We start from the raw sequence: 18,905 nt of genomic DNA, 5'->3' as shown, positions 1-18,905 counted from the left end.
CGGTCCGGTCAGAACAGCACGCCCTGCTCGCGCAAAGGTTCATGCACCGTGGGCAAGGACCCGCGCGGTTTGTGGTCGGCCAGCTCGACGAAGGGCAGCACCTTGTGCGTGGGCACGTGCAGCCGCTTCAGGTCGTCCGCGCGCAGCCGGCGGATGCGGCGCGCCGCGATCAGGCGATCGACCGCCTTCACGCCGAGGCCCGGCACGCGCAGCAGCAACTCGCGCGGCGCGCGGTTGAGGTCGACGGGAAAGCTCTGTGGATTCGCGTGCGCCCAGGCCAGCTTGGGGTCGGCCTCCAGAGACAGCATGCCGCCGGGGGGCGCGATCTCGCGCGCCTCGAAGCCGTAGTGGCGCATCAGCCAGTCGGCCTGGTAGAGGCGGTGCTCGCGCACCAGCGGCGGCGCCTTCAGCGGCAGCGCCGATGCGGCATGCGGGATCGGGCTGAAGGCCGAGTAGTAGACGCGCTTGAGGTCGTAGGCCGCGTACAGCTGCGCGCTGGTGGCCAGGATCGTCGCGTCGTCCGTCGCATCGGCCCCGACGATCATCTGCGTGCTCTGGCCGGCCGCCGCAAAGTTCGGGGCTTCGGCGCGCTTGGGCCTGGCGCCGCGGAAGACGGTGATCGGCCTGGCCTCATGGTCTTGCCTGGCTTGCCGCGCATCGTCGATGTGCACACGCAGCCGCGCCATCGAGCGCTTGATGGCCGCCGCGTCCTTCTCCGGTGCCAGCGACTGCAGGCTGCTGACCGTGGGCAGCTCGATGTTGATCGACAGCCGGTCGGCGTACAGCCCCGCGCGGGCCAGCAGCTCGGGCGCGGCCTCGGGGATGGTCTTGAGGTGGATGTAGCCGCGGAAGTCGTGTTCCTCGCGCAGCCGGCGAGCGACCTCCACCACCTGCTCCATCGTGTAGTCGGGGCTGCGGATGATGCCGCTGGAGAGGAACAGGCCTTCGATGCAGTTGCGGCGGTAGAAGTCCAGCGTGAGGTGCACCACCTCATCGACCGTGAAGCGTGCGCGCTGCACGTTGCTGCTGGCACGGTTGACGCAGTAGAGGCAGTCGAACTGGCAGTAGTTGGTCAGCAGGACCTTGAGCAGCGAGACGCAGCGCCCATCCGGCGTGAAGCTGTGGCAGATGCCGGTGCCGTCGTTGGAGCCCAGGCCCGTGCCGTCCACGGAATCGCGCGCGCGCCCGCCGCTGGACGCGCAGGACGCGTCGTATTTCGCGGCATCCGCGAGCAGGGCGAGCTTGGTTTTGAGTTCCACTGGATGAATGTACAGTCTTCAGCGGCGCGCCTTGCGGGTGCGGGCCTTTATCCGAGTGAGCCGCCGGGCATTGGCGGTCGCCGCGCGGTGGATCGGTGTCAGCGCGGTGCCTGCGAGTTGCGCCCACGGTGCGCCATGCGCGTGCTGGCCGAAGTGGGTCCAGGGCTGCCACATCTGGGCCAGCAATTTCCATTGCATCTGCTGCAGCGCCACGCCGACGGCGAAAAACGACTCCATGCCGGCCTGCAGTTTTTCCGGTCCCATGCGCGCGAACTCGCGCTGGTCGCGCGGGCTGGGCTTCGGCCCGGCGACGGCCATGCGGCCGAGCCGCACCGGGATCACCACGCTGCTGGCCATCAGCATTTCGCCGGCCTGCAGCGCGAGCTGCGTCCAGGGCAGCCAAGGGGGAAACGCAGGTCGGGCCATGGGAATCTCGTTTTCAGGCAGGCGCGGTCTTGCGCACGCGCGCCTCGACCAGCAGGTAGACAGCCGCCGCGATGAGCAGCGGGGCGATGTAGTAGAGCGCGCGGTAGGTCAGCAGCGCAGCAAGGAGCTGGCCTTCGGGCACGCGATGGGAGAGCAGGGCGATGAACACCGCCTCGAGCACGCCCAGGCCTGCCGGCACATGGGTGATCACACCGGCGACCGCGCCCACCAGCAGCACGCTGAGCACCGTGGGGTAGTCGGCCTTACCCTGCAGCAGGATGAACAGGATGCCGCCCATGATCATCCAGTTGGGCACTGCCATCGCCACCTGCACCAGCGCCATCTTCGGCGGCGGCAGCAGCAGTTCGTGGCCGCGGATCTTCGTGCTGCGCTGCTTGGCGAAGAAGCAGGCCAGCAGGTACGCGAAGCCCACCGCCAGCATCGCGAAGCCCAGCCAGCGCAGGCCCCCGCTGTCGAGTTTCCAGTCGGGGGGCAGCTCCAGCGGCGCGATTGCGAACACCGCACCGCCCAGCAGGAAGTAGCCCAGCCAGTTCGTCAGGATGCTCAGGGTCATGATCCGCGTGATCGTCGCGACGTCCAGGCCCAAGCGGCCGTAAAGGCGATACCGGAAGGCCACGCTCCCAACCAGCGAACCCATGTTGAGGTTGAAGGCGTAGCTGATGAAGTTGACCTGCCACACCTTGAACGGTCGCAGCTTGTGGCCGGTGTAGTGGCGGCCGAGCAGGTCGAAGCTGCAGTAGATCGCGTAGCTCGCCACGGCGCCGCCGGCGGCCATCAGCAGCACGTTGCGCGGCGTCTCGAGGATGGTGCGCCACACCTCGCCCCAGTCGACGTTGCGCGCGTAGCGGATGCTGTACCAGGCCACCAGCGCGAAGAACGCGAAGGTCAGCACGCGCTTGACCCACGGCCACCAGGGCTTCTCCGCCAGGCGCGACTTCTTCCTCGCCCTGGGCGGCGCCCGGTGCGCGTGCGCGAACTCGCGCGGGTGGGCCGAGTGCGTGTTCATCCGGCTTGCTCCTTGTTGCCGACCGCGCAGGCGGGCTGCAGCTCTTCGGGCATGGCCGGGGCGAGCCTGGGCCGGTGGCGCGGCAGCCAGGAGATGAGCGCCGGATAGAGCCGCACCAGGTGGAAGGCGATGAAGCTGCGCAGCACGTGCACGAAGCCGCCGGCGTTCTCCAGCTCTTCGTACACGATCTCCTTGCAGCTTTCGCGCATCAGGCGCTCGAGCCGGCTGTGCAGCGTCTGGTTGAACGCGCGGTCGCGGATGACGACATTGGCCTCGAGGTTGAGCTGCAGACTCAGCGGGTCCAGGTTGCTCGAGCCCACGGTGGCCCACTCGTCGTCGATGACGGCCACCTTGCCGTGCAGCGGCCGGTCGCAATACTCGAAGATGCGCACGCCGGCCCTGGCGAGGTAGCTGTAGAGCGCGCTGGCGCCCACCTTCACGATGGCCATGTCGGGCGTGCCCTGCAGGATCAGCGTGACGTCCACGCCGCGGCGCGCCGCGCGGCGCAGGTCGCGGATGAGGCGGTAGCCGGGGAAGAAGTAGGCGTTGGCGATCACGATGCGCTTGCGCGCCGCGCGGAAGGCGATCCGGTAGTGCTTCTCGATGTCCGTGGTGTGGAACCTGTTGTCGCGCGTGATCAGCATCGCGCGCGCAGTGCCGGCGCGCGGCAGCTGCTCGGGCGAGGAACGCGCCTCGCGGCGCGCGCGCCACCAGCGCCGCATGGGGCTGTGGCGCGAACCGGAAGCCAGCGCCGCGTGGGCGAAGCGGTGGATCTCGGCCACGATCGGTCCGCGCATCTCCACCGACCAATCCTGCTTGGCCTCGGGCCCGTAGTCCGCAAGGTGGTCCGCCGAATAGTTGATGCCGCCCATGAACGCGGTCTCGCCGTCGACCACCACGATCTTGCGGTGCATGCGGCGCAGCACCTTGGGCCGCAGGCCGAAGGGGCGCGGCCCGGGATCGAACACGTGCAGCCGCACGCCGGCTTCGCACAGCGTGGAGATGAACGCGGGCGACAGGTCGGGGGAGCCCCAGCCGTCGATCGTCATGTCCACCTGCACGCCGCGTCGCGCGGCGGCCACCAGCACCTCGTGCAGCTGCAAGCCCACCTTGTCCTCGAACAGGATGAACGTCTCGATCACCACTTCCTTGCGAGCGTTGGCGATGCAGGCGAATACGCGCGGGAAGAACTCCTCGCCGTTCTCGAGCAAGGTGAAGTGGTTACCGTCGTACCAGCGGGAAGGCATGCAGCATCCTGTTCACAGGTGGATTTCGGCGACCAGCGGCGCATGGTCGGAGAGGTGCGACCAGGGCCTGCGCGGCAGCACCACGGGAAGATGCACCGAGGCGTTGCGCACATAGATGCGGTCCAGCGGCAGCAGAGGGAATCGCGATGGGAAGGTCTTGGCCGGCTCGCCGTAAGCGTTCACGAACACCTCGCGCAGGCCGATCTCGCGCTCCAGCACGCCGTTGGCCTTGCCACGCCAGTCATTGAAGTCGCCGGCGACGACCAGGGGCGAGTTGTCCGGCACTTCGCTGCGAACCATCTCGCACAGCAGGTCCAGCTGCTGAAGGCGGTGCGACTCGGCCAGTCCCAGGTGCACGCAGATGGCGTGGACGTCCAGCGGCCGCCCGGGCACGCGAAGCACGCAGTGCAGCAGGCCGCGCTTTTCCGGGCCGGGCAGCGACACGTCGTGGTTCTGGTAATGCACGATCGGGAACTTGGACATGATGGCGTTGCCGTGGTGGCTCTTGGGCGCCACCACGTTCTTGCCGTAGCCGTAGTGCGGCCAGATGCTGTCGGCCAGGAACTCGTAGTGCGGCGCCTCGGGCCAGCCGTTGACCTTCTTGGCGTGGTCCTCGTGCGTGCCCAGCACCTCCTGCAGGAAGACCACGTCCGCGCCGACCTTGCGCACCGCATCCCGCAGCTCCGGCAGGATGAAGCGGCGGTTGAACGACGTGAAGCCCTTGTGGATGTTGACCGTCATCACCGTCAGGGGTGCGGCGCCGGCCGTGGTGTCTGTCATACGGAGGTGTTCTCTTCCCGAATGGGTTTTGTACCGACGCGCTCAACCATGGGCTGTAGGACGGCAGGCAGGGAAGGCAGTCGCCACGTTTGCGAGCAAGCGTGCGACTGCGCGCGCACCCCACGGCAGCGGCTGGATGTCACAGAATCAACTCGGCATCCATCCGTACGAAAAAGAACACGATGAAGCGTAGAAACGAACTGCTCCGTTGCGTGTGCCTCGCGGCCGTGGTGACCGGCGGCCTCGCATCACCGGCCCGCGCGCAGGGCTGGCAACCCTCATCCTTTTTCGTGCAGGGCGGTGTCGGCGAGGACCGCGTGCAAGCCGCGGCGGTCGGCGTGCAATGGCCGTGGGCGTGGCGTGCGAATGCCCTGGGCGGTGAGCTCAGCGTGCAGACGGAACTGTTCGTCGCGCTCTGGCGCGCACGCGCCGCGGCAGGCGGCCGCGAGAACTTCCAGCAGCTGGGGCTGGTGCCTGTGCTGCGCTACCGCTTCGGCGATGGGCGCTCGCCCTGGTTCCTGGAAGGCGGCATCGGCGTGTCCGTGACGAACAAGCGCTTCGACACGCGCGACAAGACGTTCAGCACCAACTGGAACTTCAGCGACAACCTGGCCTTCGGGCGCAGCTTCGGCGAACAGGCTCGGCACGAAGTCAGCCTGCGCCTGCAGCACACCTCGAACGGCGGGCTGAAGAAGCCCAATCCCGGACTCAACCTTGTGATGTTGCGTTACGCCGCCGCGTTCTAGGCGGGTCCGCCTGAGGACGACTTAGCGCTCAGGTTCCGTCGCGCGGCGCCAACGCGACCGGTCCTACAGGAGCCGTCTCGCACGTCCGGCACGTCGTCCACGGTCCGGCTCCTAAGGTTGGATCACCACGTCCCGAAAGGGCGATCCGGTTGTTCCAACTTCCCAAGGACATTCACCATGAACAAAGCCAAGACCACCGTTTCCCTGCTGCTGGCCGGCCTGATGGCGGGCGGCGCCTGGGCCCAGACCGCCAGTGCCACCAGCGACGTGCCCGTGAAGGCGGGCGAGGCCAGCACGCAGACGAGGGGCCAGCCGAACATGGCCACCTCCAATGCCCCGGGCGCGGCTGCCCCGGTGACCAGCGCGTCGGGCGCCCCCGTCCAGAGCGCCACGAGCTCGCAGGGCGCCACCTCGACGCACGTGATGGGCGCGGGCCGCGAGATTCCGCATCACAGCTCCACGGTGACGAGCAATGTGCCCACCAAGGCGGGCGAGGCCAGCACCATGACCAATGGGGTGCCGAACATGGCGACCCACAACGCCAACCCGGACGGCTCCCGCGTGATCACGCCGCCGGTGCTGGAGGTGCAGCGGGTGCCGCAGCAGGCGGGCGAGGCCAGCACGATGATCGGCGGCCGCCCGAATGCCAACCCTGAGGATCCTGCGTATCGCCGTTAAGGCATCCACGTCGACATGAAAAAAGCCTGCACGGCGTGAGCCGGCAGGCTTTTTCATTGCAGCGGCGCTCAGCCGTGGTGGTGATGACGCCCCATGCCGCGACCGAAGCGCATCAGCCGCGAGGTTTCGTCATCGAAGGTCTTCTTCTGCTCGGCGTTGAGTTGCCCATAGAAAGATTTGGTCGCTTCCGCACGGCGGTCCATCTCGGCGTTGCGCTGGTCGCGCAGCGCACGCATGTGGTCGATGCGGTCCGGCGTGTTCATGCGGGCCAGCGCTTCACGATCCATCCGCTGGCGCTGGGCCGGCGGTTGCATCGCGTTGGCGAAGCTGGTCCAGGCCGCTTCCTGGTTGGGCGTGACCTGCAGCTTCTGCCTGAGCTCGCCCAGCCGCTTGTCGATCCGCTCGGCGCGCTTGGCGGGGTCGTGCTTCGCGTGGTGCCGGTGGTGGCGCTCCGCCGACGGGCCGGAGGCCGCGTCCGCGGGGGGCGGCGTCTGGGCTTGCGCCACGACGCCCAAGCCGGCCAGCAGGGCACAGGTCAGGAGGTGCTTGCGGACATGCAGTTTCATCGGGTTCCATCCTTTCGGTTCAGCCCGGCCGCCATTGCAGCGCAGGTTGGAGCGAAGTCTGCGCGGCCGATGTAAGCCCGCCGTTCGCGGTAGGTAGAGGCTGTGTAAAGGCGGGCGCGAAGCTTGTCACGATTGCGCGCTCAGGCGCGTCGGGGCCGTGAGGCCTGTCCTACGCCATGAGCGGTCTTGCAACCACAGACGCATGCGGCGCCGGCTCCATGATGGACTCATCGACCCACCCCAGGAGACGCCATGAGAGTCCATCCTGCGCGGTCTTGGGCGGTGCTCCTGCTGGCCGGCGCGATGGCCGCCAGCGCTAACGCCCAGGCCGTGCCCGACAACGCCCCACCGGAGCCGGAGCCCGGCCGGGTCCTGAGCGACGCGCAACCGCTGCCGGCGGAGGAGCGCGACAGTTCCGGCGCCGTGCTGCTGGAAAACTCGCGCGTGCGCGCGCAGCGCGGGAATGCGTTCGACGCATCCGCCGAACGCACCGGCATCACCTCCACGATCGGCCGGAACGTGTCGCGCGTCATCGAGCGCGCGCGCAGCTGGAACGACGTGCGCGAGGCCGACGCCTCGCAGCTGCCGCAGGACTAGTGTCCTGTCCCGACACTAGGCCAGCCGGCCGTTGTTGAAGTCCTCGACCGCTTCGAGGAGCTGCTGGCGCGTGTTCATCACGAACGGGCCGTACTGCGCGATCGGCTCGCGCAGCGGGTTGCCCGCGATCAGGAGCGCCCGCGCGGGTTCGTTGCCCGCTGAACGCAGCACCACGCCGTCGCCATCATTCGCCAGGATGGCCATGCGCCCACGCGCGACGGCCGTGGCGGCGCCGTCACCGCCCACCACTTCCACGCTCCCGCGGTACACGCACACGAACGCGTTGTGCTGCGCGGGCAGCGGCTGCTCGAAGCGCTGGCCGGTGGCGCCGAAATGCAGGTCCAGGTACAGGGGCTGCGTCGTTTCGCGCTGCACGCTGCCTTTGACCCCGTGGCTCTCGCCGGCGATCACGCGCGCCGTCACGCCCTCGGGTGTCTGCACTTCCGGGATCTCCGCGCTCTGGATGTCGCGGTACCAGGGCTCGCGCATCTTGTCGCGGCCGGGGAGGTTCAGCCACAGCTGGAAGCCTTCCATCACGCCTTCTTCCTGCTCCGGCATCTCGCTGTGGATCAGGCCGCGGCCCGCAGTCATCCACTGCACGCCGCCGTTCTGCAGCAGGCCTTCGTGGCCGGCGCTGTCCCGATGCCGCATGCGGCCGCTGATCATGTAAGTCACGGTCTCGAAGCCGCGGTGCGGGTGGTTCGGAAAGCCCGCTCCGTAGTCGTCCGGGTCGTCGCTGGCGAAGTTGTCCAGCATCAGGAAGGGATCGAGCCGCTGCTGCAGGTCTTGCGTGAGCAGGCGCGTGAGCTTGACGCCGGCGCCGTCGGAGGTGGCGACGCCGGTGAGCACGCGCTCGACGCGGCGGGGAGATTGCACGGGAGTATCCATGCCGCGATTACAGCCCGTGCCGCTTGCCCTTGGCGCCGACGCTGTTTCGCCGCTTCGGGCTGGACTCGGCTCAGGCCAGTGCCGGGTAATCCGTGTAGCCGCGTTCGCCGCCGCCGTAGAACGTCGTCTTGTCCGCTTTCGCCAGCGGCGCACCCGCGCGTAGGCGCTCCACCAGGTCGGGATTGGCGATGTACGGACGGCCGAACGCCACCAGGTCGGCGCCGCCGGCAAGCGCCTGCTGGGCCAACACGGCGTCGTAGCCGTTGTTCACCATCCAGGCGGCGCGGCCGCCGGCTTCGCGGTAGATGCGGCGCAGCGCCTCGTAATCGAAGGGCCGCTCCGGCAACTCGCGGGCGCCGCCGGTGGCGCCTTCGATGACGTGGACGTAGGCGAGGCCGAGCGGCGCGAGTTCGCGCAGGACGTGTTCGAACAGTGGCTGCGGCTCCGGATCATGGATGTCGTTCGCGGTCGTGACGGGCGAGAGGCGGATGCCCGTCAGGCCGCCGCCGATCTCGCCGGCGATCGCACGCGTCACTTCCATCAGGAGCCGCGCGCGGTTCTCGATCGAGCCGCCGTACGCGTCGGTGCGCTGGTTGGCGCCGCGCTTGAGGAACTGGTCCAGCAGGTAGCCGTTGGCCGCGTGCACTTCCACGCCGTCGAAGCCGGCGACGCGGACCGCATCGCGCGCGGCGCGCCGGTAGTCCAGGGCGATGCCGGGGAGCTCCTCGGTCCTGAGAGCGCGCGGCGGCGAGGTCTCGACGAAGCCGCCGACGCCATCGCGGATCAGGTACGTCTTCGCGTTGGCCGTGATCGCCGAGGGCGCCACCGGCGGTTGCCCGCCAGGCTGCAGCGCGTTGTGCGAGATGCGCCCGACATGCCACAGCTGCACGACGATGCGGCCACCCGCGGCATGCACGCCATCGGTGATGCGGCGCCAGCCTTGCAGCTGCTGCGGCGAGTACAGCCCGGGCACGTCGGCATAGCCCTGGCCCTGGTGGCTGATGGCGGTGGCCTCGGTGACCAGCAGGCCGGCGCTGGCGCGCTGTGCGTAGTACTGCGCCATCAGCGGCGTGGGGACGGCGCCCGGCGCGCGGTTGCGCGTGAGCGGCGCCATGACGACGCGGTTGCGCAGGGACAGGTCGCCCGCGCGGACCGGCTCGAAGAGGTTGGGAGTGGACATGCGCCCGAGGGTAGTGGGGCCGCGATGGCCCCGGGCGTGCGGGAAAAATCGGCTCGCGCTATGCGTCGCGCGAGCCGATGCTGCAGCCTTACTTGGACAGGCCTTCGGCCTTCATCGCCTCCTGCACCGCGGGGCGGGCCGCGATGCGCTCCCGGTAGGCCAGCAGGTTCTTGCGCTGCGACAGGTCGATGTTCATCGGCTTGGCCCAGTTGCTCACCGTGAACAGGTAGGCGTCGGCCACGCTGAAGTTGTCGCCCATCAGGTACTGGCGGCCTTCGAGCTGCTGGTCGAGCCACTCGAAGCGCTGCGCCAGCTTGTCCTTGAACACCTTCTTGCCTTCTTCGGGCATGGCGGGGTTGAACAGCGGCGAGAACTGCTTGTGGATCTCGGTGCCGATGAAGGTGAGCCACTCCTGCAGGCGGTAGCGCGGAAGCGTGCCGTTGGCGGGCGCGAGGTTCTTCGTGGGGACCTGGTCGGCGATGTACTGCACGATGGCCGGGCCTTCGCGCAGGCGCGTGCCGTCGTCCAGTTCCAGCATCGGGACGTAGCCGAGCGGGTTGATGGAGTAGTAGTCGGTGCCGTCCTGCAGCTTGTGCGACTTGGTGCTGGCCAGCACCGGCTCGAAGGCCAGGCCCGCCTCGCGCAGGACGATGTGTGGGGACAGGGAGCAGGCGCCGGGGGAGTAGTAGAGCTTCATGTGGACTGGGTCGCGGTCTCTGTTGGGGGAATGCGATGCTAGCGGCGCCAGGGATTCCCTGCAGGGCGCGGGCTTGCGAGAATCCATGCATGAGCAGAGGCATCAAGTGGCTGGTGGGAATCGTCGTCGGGCTGTCGGTGCTCCTGGCGCTCGCCGCGTTCGGCCTGTCGCGATGGGCGAACAGCGACGATTTCCGTCTGCGCGCGCAGCAGCAGGCCACGCAGGCGCTGGGCGTGCCGGTGCTGCTCGGGAAGATCGAGGTCTCGCTGCGGCCGCTGCCCGCTGTGGCGGTCCATGACGTGCGCATCCAGACTCGCCCCGCGCTGACGCTGCAGCTCGTCGAGGCGCGCCCGGTGTGGATGTCGCTCCTGCTTGGCCGGCCCGAGCTCGACGCCCTGGTCGTTCGCAATGCGGTGCTGCCGCAGCAGGCCATCGTGACCCTTGCGGCGGGGCTGGAGAAACAGCAGGGCGCGGCCGGCAAGTCGGCCCAGCGCACAGCGTCGCGGCCGCAGCTTCCCAACCGCATCGTGCTCGAGCGCGTCACCTGGGTCGATGCCAAGGCGCAGAAGCTCACGGTGGATGCCGAGGTGGCGTTCGAAGGCGAGCCGCTCCCACGCAACGCGTGGGTGAACGTCACCGAAGGGCGTTATGCGGGAGCGAAGGCGCGTCTGGAGCGCCAAGTCGACGCATGGCAACTGCGCACCGAGATCGGCGGCGGCACGCTCACCGGCCCCCTGCGGTTGCAGCCCGCCAGCGGCGGCGGCTGGCGGCTCACGGGAGACCTGGCCACCAACGGCGTGGAGGTCTCCGCACTGACGGCGCCCAGCCGAACGCTGACGGGCAAGCTGGAGGCGCGCACCTCGCTGCAGGCCGAGTTCAAGGATCCGGCGACGCTGGCCGATGTTCTGAGAAGCCAGACCCGCTTCACCGTGCGCAACGCGCTGCTGCAGGGCGTCGACCTGGCGGCGGCGGTGCGCACGCTGGGCGCGAGCCGCGATGGCCAGACCGCGCTGGACACGCTCACCGGCCAGGTCACCACGCAAGGGCGCGTCGTGCACCTGACCCACCTCGTGGCCAGCTCCGGCATGCTCAAGGCCAACGGCAACGTCACGCTGGCGGCCGATCGCAGCCTGAGCGGCAAGATCGATGCGGCCCTCACGGCGGGCCCGATCGGCCAGATCGCCGGCGTGCCGCTGCAGGTGGGTGGAACGCTCGACGAGCCCTCCGTCCAAGCCACCGGCGTGGCGCTGCCTGGCTCGGGCGTGGCCTCCGAGATCGGCAAGGGCATCCGGGGTCTGTTCGGGCGCTGATCGCCCGCGGGCCCCGCCTACAAGCTCTCGGGCTGCGGGCTGATGCACACGAAATCGCTCATTTCCTAGCATGGATGAGCCGCGGCGCCCGCCCGCGGAAGCCTGGGTCCAATGCACCTTTCCACCGTCGAAACCTTCCTGGCTTACCAGGTCCGGGAGCCGTCGCACCTGTGCTTCAACATCGAAGCGGCGCGCTGGCCCACGCAGGAGCTGGTGAGCGAGCAGTTGGCCGTGTGGCCGCCGGTCAGCTTCCACAGCTTCGAGGACCCGGGCAGCGGCAACCGCTTCTTCCGCTTCGACGCGCCGCCCGGGCCGCTGGAGATCCGCTACAAGGCCGACGTGGAAGTGCACTCCCTGCCGGTGGAGGCGCACCTGCGCGAGGTGCCGGTCAGCCAGGTGCCCGACGCGATCCTGCATTACCTGATGCCCACCCGGTACTGCGAGTCCGACGTGCTGTGCGCGTTCGCGCGCGAGCATTTCGGCCATCTTCCCCCGGGGCTTTCGCGCGTGCGGCACATCGTGGACTGGATCAAGCGCTCGATCGAATACCGCGTCGGCAGCACACGCTCGACGACCACCGCGCAGGAGGCGCTGGCGCAGCGCGCGGGCGTGTGCCGTGACTTCGCCCACATCGGCATCACGCTGTGCCGCGCGCTGAACATCCCCGCGCGGCTGGTGGCCGGCTACGTGTGGTTCGACGAGCCGCCGCAGGACTTCCATGCGGTGTTCGAGGCCTGGCTGGATGGACGCTGGGTGATGTTCGATCCGACCGGCATGGCGCCGGTGGACCGGTTGGTGCGCACCGGCACCGGGAGCGACGCGAAGGACGTGGCCTTCAGCACGATCTTCGGCAGCGTGCAGATGACGCAGATGATCGTGTCCGTGCTCGAACACGATGCGCGCGTGCCTGTCGCGACCGCGGCGCCCGCGCCGGGGCCGCCGGCGGCATCGAAGGTGCCCGCCTGAATCAATCGCGGTAGGAGGGATCGGTGCGATCGAGCTTGCGCAGCAGCGCGGGCCAGGCAATCCCCGCGCCCTGGCCGGCGGTGACGGTCTTCATCACTTCGGACAGCCCTTGCAGGACGGCCGGGTCGATCTTCACCAGCTCGCCGCCGCACTGCGCATCGATCTGGATGCGGCACGCGTTCTCGAAGGTGTACATGGAGAGGAAGGCCTCGGGGATGCTCTTGCCCACCGTGAGCAGGCCGTGGTTGCGCAGCATGAAGAAGGTCTTGTTCCCGAGATCGGCCGCCAGGCGCGGCTTCTCGTCATCGCGAAGCGCCACGCCTTCGTAGTCGTGGTAGGCGAGGGAGGCCAGCACGAAGGTGCTCTGCTGGCTGATGGGCAGCACGCCGCATTTCTGCGCGCTCACCGCCACGCCGGCGCGGCTGTGCGTGTGCAGCACGCAGCCCACGTCGGGCCGCGCATCGTGGATGCAGCTGTGGATCGTGAAGCCTGCCGGGTTCACGGGGAAGGGCGAGTCGATCACCTTGTTGCAGCGCTGGTCCACCTTCACCAGCGAGGATGCGGTGATCTCGTCGAACATCAGCCCGTAGGGGTTGATCAGGAAGTGGTGCTCCGGGCCCGGGATGCGGGCACTGATGTGGGTGAAGACCAGGTCGCTCCATCCGTACAGCGCCACCAGCCGGTAGCACGCGGCGAGCTGCAGGCGCAGCTCCCATTCCTCGGCGCTGACCACTTGCTTCATCGAGGCGATGTTCATCCGATGTCTCCTTGGCGTGGTGGGGAGGGCGCCGGGCCGCGCAGCCCCGGCGGCATGGCTTCACGCGGGGAATTGCACCACACTGGCCGAGGCCCGAGCCAGTGAGCGCTTGCTGGCAGGGATTTGCGCCTCAAAAGTAAAATCTCATCTTTCCCTGGTCTTGCGACCGCCTGCGCCGGCCAAAGGCGCCACTCCATGCTCTATCCCGAAGAATTTGACGTGATCGTCGTCGGTGGCGGTCACGCCGGCACCGAAGCTGCCCTGGCCTCCGCACGCATGGGCTGCAAGACGCTGCTCCTGACCCACAACATCGAGACGCTGGGCCAGATGAGCTGCAACCCGTCGATCGGCGGCATCGGCAAGGGCCACCTCGTCAAGGAGGTGGATGCGCTCGGCGGCGCAATGGCCATCGCAACGGACGAGGCGGGCATCCAGTTCCGCATCCTCAACAGCTCCAAGGGTCCGGCGGTGCGCGCCACCCGGGCGCAGGCCGACCGCATCCTCTACAAGGCCGCGATCCGTCGCCGGCTCGAGAACCAGCCGAACCTGACGCTGTTCCAGCAGGCGGTCGACGACCTGATGGTGGAGGGTGACCGGGTGGTGGGCGCGGTGACGCAGGTCGGCATTCGCTTCCGCTCGCGGGCGGTGGTGCTCACGGCCGGGACTTTCCTGGACGGCAAGATCCACGTGGGCCTGAACAACTACGCCGCTGGCCGGGCGGGCGATCCGCCGGCCGTGTCGCTGTCGGCGCGTCTCAAGGAACTGAAGCTGCCGCAAGGGCGGCTGAAGACGGGAACGCCGCCGCGGATCGATGGCCGAACGATCGATTTCTCCAGGTGCGAGGAACAGCCCGGCGACCTCGATCCCGTGCCGGTGTTCAGCTTCATGGGCCGGGCCGACATGCACCCGCGCCAGGTGCCTTGCTGGATCACCCACACCAACGAGCGCACGCACGAGATCATCCGCTCGGGGTTCGACCGCAGCCCGATGTTCACCGGGAAGATCGAAGGGGTGGGGCCGCGCTATTGCCCGAGCGTCGAGGACAAGATCAACCGGTTCGCCGGCAAGGACAGCCACCAGGTGTTCCTGGAGCCGGAGGGGCTGACCACCAACGAGTTCTATCCCAACGGCATCTCCACCAGCCTGCCGTTCGACATCCAGCTCGGCCTCGTTCGCACCCTGCCCGGGCTGGAGAACGCGCACATCCTGCGGCCGGGCTACGCCATCGAGTACGACTACTTCGATCCCCGCTCGCTCAAGAGCAGCTTCGAGACGCGGCAGATCGGCGGCTTGTTCTTCGCCGGCCAGATCAACGGCACCACCGGCTACGAGGAGGCGGCGGCCCAAGGGCTGTTCGCCGGGATCAATGCGGCGCTTCAGTGTCAAGGCCGCGAGGCATGGCTGCCGCGCCGGGATGAGGCTTATCTGGGTGTGCTGGTCGACGACCTGATCACCAAGGGCGTGACCGAGCCGTACCGCATGTTCACCAGCCGAGCCGAGTTCCGGCTGCAGCTTCGTGAAGACAACGCGGACATGCGGCTGACGGAGGCGGGCCGCAGGATGGGGCTGGTGCCGGACGAGCAGTGGGATGCGTTCAACCGCAAGCGCGACGCTGTTTCACGTGAAACACAGCGGTTGAAGTCCGTCTGGGTGAATCCGCGCAGCCTCCCTGCTGCCGAGGCGGAGCGGGTGCTCGGCAAGAACATCGAGCATGAGCACAGCCTGTTCGATCTTCTGCGGCGGCCGGGCGTGGCTTATGCCGGGCTGATGTCGCTGGAGGAGGGCCGTCACGCCTCGGCTGAGGTTTCACGTGAAACACTGGCCGAGCTGTACGCGCCCGTCGTCGAGCAGCTGGAGATTGGCGCCAAGTACGCCGGCTACATCGAGCGCCAGAAAGATGAGGTCGAGCGGGCCGCCCAGTACGAGAACCTGCGCCTGCCGGCCGAGCTGGACTACATGCAGGTGGCGGCACTCTCGATCGAGGTTCGCCAGAAGCTCAGCAAGCACCGGCCCGAAACGCTGGGCATGGCGTCGCGCATCTCGGGCGTGACGCCGGCGGCCATCTCGTTGCTGCTGGTGCACCTCAAGAAGAACCGTTTCAAGGGCTTTACCGAAGCCGCGAATCAAGCCCAGCAGGTCGCATGAGCCAGGAGGCTCGCTTGGGCGCGGGGCTGCAGGCGCTCGGTTTGGACTTGCCGGATGCACAGCGGCAAACCCTGCTGCGCTACCTGGAGCTGCTGGCCAAGTGGAACCGGGTCTACAACCTGACCGCCGTCCGGGATCCGGATGAGATGCTGGTCCAGCACCTGCTCGACAGTCTGGCCGTGGTCGGGCCGCTGCGCCGGGAGGCTGGCGGCGCGACGGGCCGGCTTCTCGATGTGGGCTCCGGGGCCGGACTTCCCGGCGTAGTGATCGCCATCTGCTGCCGCGAGCTGAAGGTCGATTGCCTGGACGCGGTCGGCAAGAAAGCGGCCTTCGTCCAGCAGGTCGCCGCAGGCCTGCAGTTGCCGAACCTTCGCGGCCTCCACGACCGCGTCGAGCGGGTGACGGAGCGCTATGACGTCGTGAGTTCGCGCGCCTTCGCGTCACTGTCCGACTTCGTCGCCGGGTCCCGGCAGGCGCTGGCGGAGCAGGGCATCTGGCTGGCGATGAAGGGCAAGCGTCCGGAAGACGAGATTGCGGCGCTGCCAGCCGACGTCGCGGTGTTTCACGTGGAACAACTCAACGTGCCGGAATTGGCTGCGGAGCGCTGCATCGTGTGGATGCGCCCGGCCGCTGCGAACCGCTGACATACACTCGGCGCTCCACAGAGCAGAGACACCGGGGGGATTCATGTTCGGCGTAGCGGACTACGGCGCCTTCGTCGCCGCGATCATCATCTTTCTCGCCATCCCCGGCCCCGGCAACCTGGCGCTGATCACCTCCACCGGCAAGGGCGGCATCCCCGGCGGACTGGGCGCGACGCTGGGCATCATCGCGGGCGACCAGGTGCTCATGTGGGCGGCAGTCGCCGGGGTCGCGGCGCTGCTGCTGGCCTACCCGGCCGCTTTCCAGGTCGTCCAATGGCTCGGCGCCGCCTACCTGGTGTGGCTCGGCGCGCGGATGCTGCTGGCCAGGCCGGGCGCCGCGCCGGTGCTGAACATCCAGCCGCGGCACTATTTCCGGCAGGCGGCGGTGATCACGCTGCTCAACCCCAAGGCCATCGTCTTCTACATGGCTTTCTTCCCGCAGTTCATCGATCCGGAGCGCCCCGCCAGCCTGCTGACTTTCGGCGCGATGGCCGCCACGATCGCCGTGCTCACCTTCCTCTACGGCCTCGCCGCCGTGCTGCTCACCCACTTCCTCGCCGCCCGGCTGCGCTCCAACCCGCTGATCGGCCGGGTGCTGGAAAAAGTGGCCGGCCTGTTCCTGATCGGTTTCGGCGTGAAGCTGGCCGTCTCCCGGTAAGCACGAATGGCCAAGATCTTTTGCATCGCCAACCAGAAGGGCGGCGTCGGCAAGACGACGACCACGGTCAATTTGGCCGCGGGACTGGCCCGCATCGGGCAGCGCGTGCTGATGGTCGACCTCGACCCGCAGGGCAATGCCACCATGGGTTCCGGCGTGGACAAGCGAAAGCTGGAGCTGACGGTCTACGACGTGCTGCTCGAATCCGCCTCGGTCACCGAGGCGCGCGTGCGCAGCGAGAAGTGCGGCTACGACGTGCTCGGCGCCAACCGCGAACTGGCCGGCGCCGAAGTGGAACTGGTGGACGTCGAGCGGCGAGAGCGGCGCCTGCGCCAGGCGCTGGCGCAGGTCGATACGTCCTACGACTTCATCCTGGTCGACTGCCCGCCATCGCTGTCGATGCTGACGCTCAATGGCCTGTGCTGCGCGCACGGCGTCATCGTGCCGATGCAGTGCGAGTACTTCGCGCTCGAAGGACTGACCGACCTGGTCAACACCATCAAGCAGGTGCACGCCAACCTGAACAAGGACCTGCAGATCATCGGCCTGCTGCGCGTGATGTACGACCCGCGCATCACGCTGCAGCAGCAGGTCAGCGAGCAGCTCAAGTCGCACTTCAAGGAGAAGGTCTTCGACACCGTGATCCCGCGAAACGTGCGGCTGGCCGAGGCGCCCAGCTACGGCCTGCCCGGCGTGGTGTTCGATCCGGCCGCGCGCGGCAGCCAGGCCTTCATGGAATTCGCGCAAGAGATGGTGGAGCGCATCCGCAAGATGTAGCGGCGCGTTCGCCGCCCCGCGCGTCCACGATTGACGATGAAGCCTTCGAACGTCCTGCTCTTGCCCGGCTGGCAGAACAGCGGCCCGCAGCACTGGCAGTCGCTGTGGGAGCAGAAACACGGCTACCTGCGCGTGGAGCAGCACGACTGGATGCAACCCTTGCGCGGCGACTGGATCGCACGGCTGGAGGAAGTCCTGCTCACGCGAGACGAGCCCGCCGTGCTGGTCGCCCACAGCCTGGGGTGCGTACTCACTGCCGCGTGGGCCTCGATAACGCGCCATCCGCAGCGCGTGAAGGCGGCGCTGCTGGTGGCGCCGGGCGACGTCGAGCGGCCCGAAGTGCGGGCGCAACTTCGCACCTGGTCGCCGATCCCGCTGCAGGCGCTGCCGTTCCCGAGCGTGCTGGTGGGCAGCCAGAACGATCCGTACTGCGAGCTGGAACGCACGCGCATGTTCGCGTCCGCGTGGGGCAGCCAGTTCATCGACCTCGGCCCCTGCGGCCACATCAACGCCGATTCCGGCCTGGGCAGCTGGCCGGAAGGCCACGTGCTGCTGCAGGACCTCATGAACCTCTGAACAAGAGAGAAGCATCCATGGTGACCAAGAAACCGAAGGGACTGGGCCGCGGCCTCGAGGCGCTGCTCGGCCCCACCGCCGCTGAAGGCGCCGGCGCCGACGCGCCCGCCGCCAACCCGGGGCTGCCCGCCACGCTGCTGCTGCAGGACATGGTGCCCGGCATGTACCAGCCGCGCACGCGCATGGACGAAGGCGCGCTCTACGAGCTGGCCGAGTCGATCAAGGCGCAAGGGATCATGCAGCCGATCCTGGTGCGCAAGCTGGGCGAGGGCGCCCACAGCGGCAAGTACGAAATCATCGCGGGCGAACGGCGCTTCCGCGCGGCGCGCCTGGCGGGGCTGGACAGCGTGCCGGTGCTGGTGCGCGACGTGCCCAACGAGGCCGCCGCCGCGATGGCGCTGATCGAGAACATCCAGCGCGAGGACCTCAACCCGCTGGAAGAAGCCCAGGGCCTGCACCGCCTGATCCGCGACTTCGGCCTGACGCACGAGCAGGCCGCGCAGGCCGTCGGCCGCTCCCGCAGTGCAGCCTCCAACCTCCTGCGCCTGTTGAACCTGGCCGAGCCGGTGCAGACCATGCTGATGGCGGGCGACCTGGACATGGGCCATGCGCGCGCGCTGCTTGCGCTGGAGCGCGCTGCGCAGATCACCGCCGCGAACCAGATCACCGCGAAGAAGCTGTCGGTGCGAGAGGCCGAGTCGCTGGTCAAGAGGCTCGGCGCCGAGTTCACCCTCACGTCGCCCAAGCCGAAGAAGGAAAAGTCGCGCGACCTGAAGCGCGTCGAGGAGGAACTCTCCGACCTGCTGACGGCCGAGGTCGAAGTGCGCGTCAAGAAGCGCGTCAAGCGCAACGGCCAGCCCGAGGAGATGGGCGAGGTCGCGATCCAGTTCGGCTCGCTGGACGAACTCAATGGGCTGCTCGAGCGATTGCGCGCTGCGGTCGCATAAAGCAAGAAGGGGCGCCGAGGCGCCCCTTTCATTT

The 18,905-nt window shown here is 68.4% G+C and carries 21 protein-coding genes; 11 read left to right on the top strand and 10 right to left on the bottom strand.

The features are described 5' to 3' along the window. Positions 1-8: 8 nt before the first annotated feature. From EZ313_RS09110 to EZ313_RS09090, 5 genes are read right to left on the bottom strand one after another with little or no spacing between them, the layout of a single operon-like run. Positions 9-1,259 carry a putative DNA modification/repair radical SAM protein gene (locus EZ313_RS09110; protein WP_135262849.1) on the bottom strand — a complete coding sequence of 417 codons (1,251 nt, stop codon included), beginning with the start codon at positions 1,257-1,259 and terminating at the stop codon, positions 9-11. 18 nt (positions 1,260-1,277) lie between these two features. Beyond that, a complete protein-coding gene (locus EZ313_RS09105; protein WP_135262848.1) occupies positions 1,278-1,685 on the bottom strand; it encodes a polyhydroxyalkanoate granule-associated phasin in 408 nt (135 codons plus the stop codon). A 13-nt stretch (positions 1,686-1,698) separates the two neighbouring features. Next, the gene (locus EZ313_RS09100) at positions 1,699-2,712 is read right to left on the bottom strand and encodes a lysylphosphatidylglycerol synthase domain-containing protein (protein WP_135262847.1); all 1,014 of its coding nucleotides are present in this window, start codon (positions 2,710-2,712) and stop codon (positions 1,699-1,701) included. Then, the gene (clsB, locus tag EZ313_RS09095) at positions 2,709-3,959 is read right to left on the bottom strand and encodes a cardiolipin synthase ClsB (RefSeq protein ID WP_135262846.1); all 1,251 of its coding nucleotides are present in this window, start codon (positions 3,957-3,959) and stop codon (positions 2,709-2,711) included. The genes EZ313_RS09100 and clsB overlap by 4 nt, the downstream gene beginning before the upstream one ends. A 12-nt stretch (positions 3,960-3,971) precedes the next feature. Further along, positions 3,972-4,739 carry an endonuclease/exonuclease/phosphatase family protein gene (locus EZ313_RS09090; protein WP_135262845.1) on the bottom strand — a complete coding sequence of 256 codons (768 nt, stop codon included), beginning with the start codon at positions 4,737-4,739 and terminating at the stop codon, positions 3,972-3,974. A 182-nt stretch (positions 4,740-4,921) separates the two neighbouring features. On the opposite strand from EZ313_RS09090, the gene EZ313_RS09085 reads away from it, so the two are divergent. Both EZ313_RS09085 and EZ313_RS09080 read left to right on the top strand, forming a co-directional pair. Then, positions 4,922-5,485: an acyloxyacyl hydrolase gene (locus tag EZ313_RS09085; protein ID WP_135262844.1), complete on the top strand. Its 564-nt coding sequence runs from the start codon at positions 4,922-4,924 to the stop codon at positions 5,483-5,485. Between the two features lie 177 nt (positions 5,486-5,662). Further along, on the top strand, positions 5,663-6,163 hold the full coding sequence (locus tag EZ313_RS09080) for a hypothetical protein (RefSeq protein ID WP_135262843.1): 501 nt from the start codon (positions 5,663-5,665) through the stop codon (positions 6,161-6,163). Between the two features lie 68 nt (positions 6,164-6,231). On the opposite strand, the gene EZ313_RS09075 is transcribed toward EZ313_RS09080, so the two are convergent. Then, on the bottom strand, positions 6,232-6,729 hold the full coding sequence (locus EZ313_RS09075; RefSeq protein ID WP_135262842.1) for a Spy/CpxP family protein refolding chaperone: 498 nt from the start codon (positions 6,727-6,729) through the stop codon (positions 6,232-6,234). Between the two features lie 252 nt (positions 6,730-6,981). On the opposite strand from EZ313_RS09075, the gene EZ313_RS09070 reads away from it, so the two are divergent. Beyond that, positions 6,982-7,326 carry a hypothetical protein gene (locus EZ313_RS09070; protein ID WP_135262841.1) on the top strand — a complete coding sequence of 115 codons (345 nt, stop codon included), beginning with the start codon at positions 6,982-6,984 and terminating at the stop codon, positions 7,324-7,326. A gap of 15 nt (positions 7,327-7,341) precedes the next feature. Here the strand turns inward: EZ313_RS09070 and EZ313_RS09065 are convergent, their stop codons facing one another. From EZ313_RS09065 to gstA, 3 genes are all read right to left on the bottom strand, one after another. Beyond that, positions 7,342-8,214 carry a pirin family protein gene (locus EZ313_RS09065; protein WP_135262840.1) on the bottom strand — a complete coding sequence of 291 codons (873 nt, stop codon included), beginning with the start codon at positions 8,212-8,214 and terminating at the stop codon, positions 7,342-7,344. Between the two features lie 70 nt (positions 8,215-8,284). Continuing rightward, positions 8,285-9,394 (bottom strand): alkene reductase, encoded by a 1,110-nt coding sequence (locus EZ313_RS09060; RefSeq protein WP_135262839.1) that lies wholly within the window; start codon positions 9,392-9,394, stop codon positions 8,285-8,287. A gap of 88 nt (positions 9,395-9,482) precedes the next feature. Beyond that, entirely contained in the window at positions 9,483-10,091 is a 609-nt protein-coding gene (gene gstA, locus EZ313_RS09055; protein WP_135262838.1) for a glutathione transferase GstA, read from the bottom strand. An 89-nt stretch (positions 10,092-10,180) separates the two neighbouring features. On the opposite strand from gstA, the gene EZ313_RS09050 reads away from it, so the two are divergent. After that, positions 10,181-11,401, top strand: coding sequence for an AsmA family protein (locus EZ313_RS09050; protein ID WP_135262837.1), 1,221 nt, complete (start codon positions 10,181-10,183; stop codon positions 11,399-11,401). A gap of 111 nt (positions 11,402-11,512) precedes the next feature. Next, entirely contained in the window at positions 11,513-12,367 is an 855-nt protein-coding gene (locus tag EZ313_RS09045; protein WP_135262836.1) for a transglutaminase-like domain-containing protein, read from the top strand. Between the two features lies 1 nt (position 12,368). On the opposite strand, the gene EZ313_RS09040 is transcribed toward EZ313_RS09045, so the two are convergent. Next, a complete protein-coding gene (locus EZ313_RS09040) occupies positions 12,369-13,124 on the bottom strand; it encodes a class II aldolase/adducin family protein (RefSeq protein WP_135262835.1) in 756 nt (251 codons plus the stop codon). Between the two features lie 195 nt (positions 13,125-13,319). On the opposite strand from EZ313_RS09040, the gene mnmG reads away from it, so the two are divergent. Genes mnmG through EZ313_RS09010 form a run of 6 tightly spaced genes read left to right on the top strand, consistent with a single transcriptional unit; the run spans position 13,320 to position 18,871 of the window. Beyond that, positions 13,320-15,269: a tRNA uridine-5-carboxymethylaminomethyl(34) synthesis enzyme MnmG gene (mnmG, locus tag EZ313_RS09035; protein ID WP_135262834.1), complete on the top strand. Its 1,950-nt coding sequence runs from the start codon at positions 13,320-13,322 to the stop codon at positions 15,267-15,269. Continuing rightward, complete coding sequence (gene rsmG, locus EZ313_RS09030; protein ID WP_135262833.1) at positions 15,266-15,913, top strand: 16S rRNA (guanine(527)-N(7))-methyltransferase RsmG; 648 nt, start codon at positions 15,266-15,268, stop codon at positions 15,911-15,913. Before mnmG ends, rsmG begins: the two co-directional genes overlap by 4 nt. Positions 15,914-15,956: 43 nt before the next feature. Further along, complete coding sequence (locus EZ313_RS09025) at positions 15,957-16,571, top strand: LysE family transporter (RefSeq protein ID WP_135262832.1); 615 nt, start codon at positions 15,957-15,959, stop codon at positions 16,569-16,571. 6 nt (positions 16,572-16,577) lie between these two features. Further along, entirely contained in the window at positions 16,578-17,348 is a 771-nt protein-coding gene (locus tag EZ313_RS09020) for a ParA family protein (protein ID WP_135262831.1), read from the top strand. 36 nt (positions 17,349-17,384) lie between these two features. After that, entirely contained in the window at positions 17,385-17,924 is a 540-nt protein-coding gene (locus tag EZ313_RS09015) for an RBBP9/YdeN family alpha/beta hydrolase (RefSeq protein ID WP_135262830.1), read from the top strand. Between the two features lie 17 nt (positions 17,925-17,941). Continuing rightward, the gene (locus tag EZ313_RS09010) at positions 17,942-18,871 is read left to right on the top strand and encodes a ParB/RepB/Spo0J family partition protein (protein ID WP_135262829.1); all 930 of its coding nucleotides are present in this window, start codon (positions 17,942-17,944) and stop codon (positions 18,869-18,871) included. Positions 18,872-18,905: the final 34 nt, after the last annotated feature.

It is taken from the genome of Ramlibacter henchirensis (assembly GCF_004682015.1).
In the GTDB taxonomy this organism is placed as follows: domain Bacteria; phylum Pseudomonadota; class Gammaproteobacteria; order Burkholderiales; family Burkholderiaceae_C; genus Ramlibacter; species Ramlibacter henchirensis.
This window is presented reverse-complemented; position numbering and strand designations above follow the sequence as displayed.

Excerpts from the sequence above, each read along its gene's own strand:
- EZ313_RS09105 (WP_135262848.1), bottom strand. The coding sequence starts at position 1,685 with ATGGCCCGACCTGCGTTTCCCCCTTGGCTGCCCTGGACGCAGCTCGCG.
- EZ313_RS09100 (WP_135262847.1), bottom strand. The coding sequence starts at position 2,712 with ATGAACACGCACTCGGCCCACCCGCGCGAGTTCGCGCACGCGCACCGG.
- clsB (WP_135262846.1), bottom strand. The coding sequence starts at position 3,959 with ATGCCTTCCCGCTGGTACGACGGTAACCACTTCACCTTGCTCGAGAAC.
- EZ313_RS09090 (WP_135262845.1), bottom strand. The coding sequence starts at position 4,739 with ATGACAGACACCACGGCCGGCGCCGCACCCCTGACGGTGATGACGGTC.
- EZ313_RS09085 (WP_135262844.1), top strand. The coding sequence starts at position 4,922 with ATGAAGCGTAGAAACGAACTGCTCCGTTGCGTGTGCCTCGCGGCCGTG.
- EZ313_RS09080 (WP_135262843.1), top strand. The coding sequence starts at position 5,663 with ATGAACAAAGCCAAGACCACCGTTTCCCTGCTGCTGGCCGGCCTGATG.
- EZ313_RS09075 (WP_135262842.1), bottom strand. The coding sequence starts at position 6,729 with ATGAAACTGCATGTCCGCAAGCACCTCCTGACCTGTGCCCTGCTGGCC.
- EZ313_RS09070 (WP_135262841.1), top strand. The coding sequence starts at position 6,982 with ATGAGAGTCCATCCTGCGCGGTCTTGGGCGGTGCTCCTGCTGGCCGGC.
- EZ313_RS09065 (WP_135262840.1), bottom strand. The coding sequence starts at position 8,214 with ATGGATACTCCCGTGCAATCTCCCCGCCGCGTCGAGCGCGTGCTCACC.
- EZ313_RS09060 (WP_135262839.1), bottom strand. The coding sequence starts at position 9,394 with ATGTCCACTCCCAACCTCTTCGAGCCGGTCCGCGCGGGCGACCTGTCC.
- gstA (WP_135262838.1), bottom strand. The coding sequence starts at position 10,091 with ATGAAGCTCTACTACTCCCCCGGCGCCTGCTCCCTGTCCCCACACATC.
- EZ313_RS09050 (WP_135262837.1), top strand. The coding sequence starts at position 10,181 with ATGAGCAGAGGCATCAAGTGGCTGGTGGGAATCGTCGTCGGGCTGTCG.
- EZ313_RS09045 (WP_135262836.1), top strand. The coding sequence starts at position 11,513 with ATGCACCTTTCCACCGTCGAAACCTTCCTGGCTTACCAGGTCCGGGAG.
- EZ313_RS09040 (WP_135262835.1), bottom strand. The coding sequence starts at position 13,124 with ATGAACATCGCCTCGATGAAGCAAGTGGTCAGCGCCGAGGAATGGGAG.
- mnmG (WP_135262834.1), top strand. The coding sequence starts at position 13,320 with ATGCTCTATCCCGAAGAATTTGACGTGATCGTCGTCGGTGGCGGTCAC.
- rsmG (WP_135262833.1), top strand. The coding sequence starts at position 15,266 with ATGAGCCAGGAGGCTCGCTTGGGCGCGGGGCTGCAGGCGCTCGGTTTG.
- EZ313_RS09025 (WP_135262832.1), top strand. The coding sequence starts at position 15,957 with ATGTTCGGCGTAGCGGACTACGGCGCCTTCGTCGCCGCGATCATCATC.
- EZ313_RS09020 (WP_135262831.1), top strand. The coding sequence starts at position 16,578 with ATGGCCAAGATCTTTTGCATCGCCAACCAGAAGGGCGGCGTCGGCAAG.
- EZ313_RS09015 (WP_135262830.1), top strand. The coding sequence starts at position 17,385 with ATGAAGCCTTCGAACGTCCTGCTCTTGCCCGGCTGGCAGAACAGCGGC.
- EZ313_RS09010 (WP_135262829.1), top strand. The coding sequence starts at position 17,942 with ATGGTGACCAAGAAACCGAAGGGACTGGGCCGCGGCCTCGAGGCGCTG.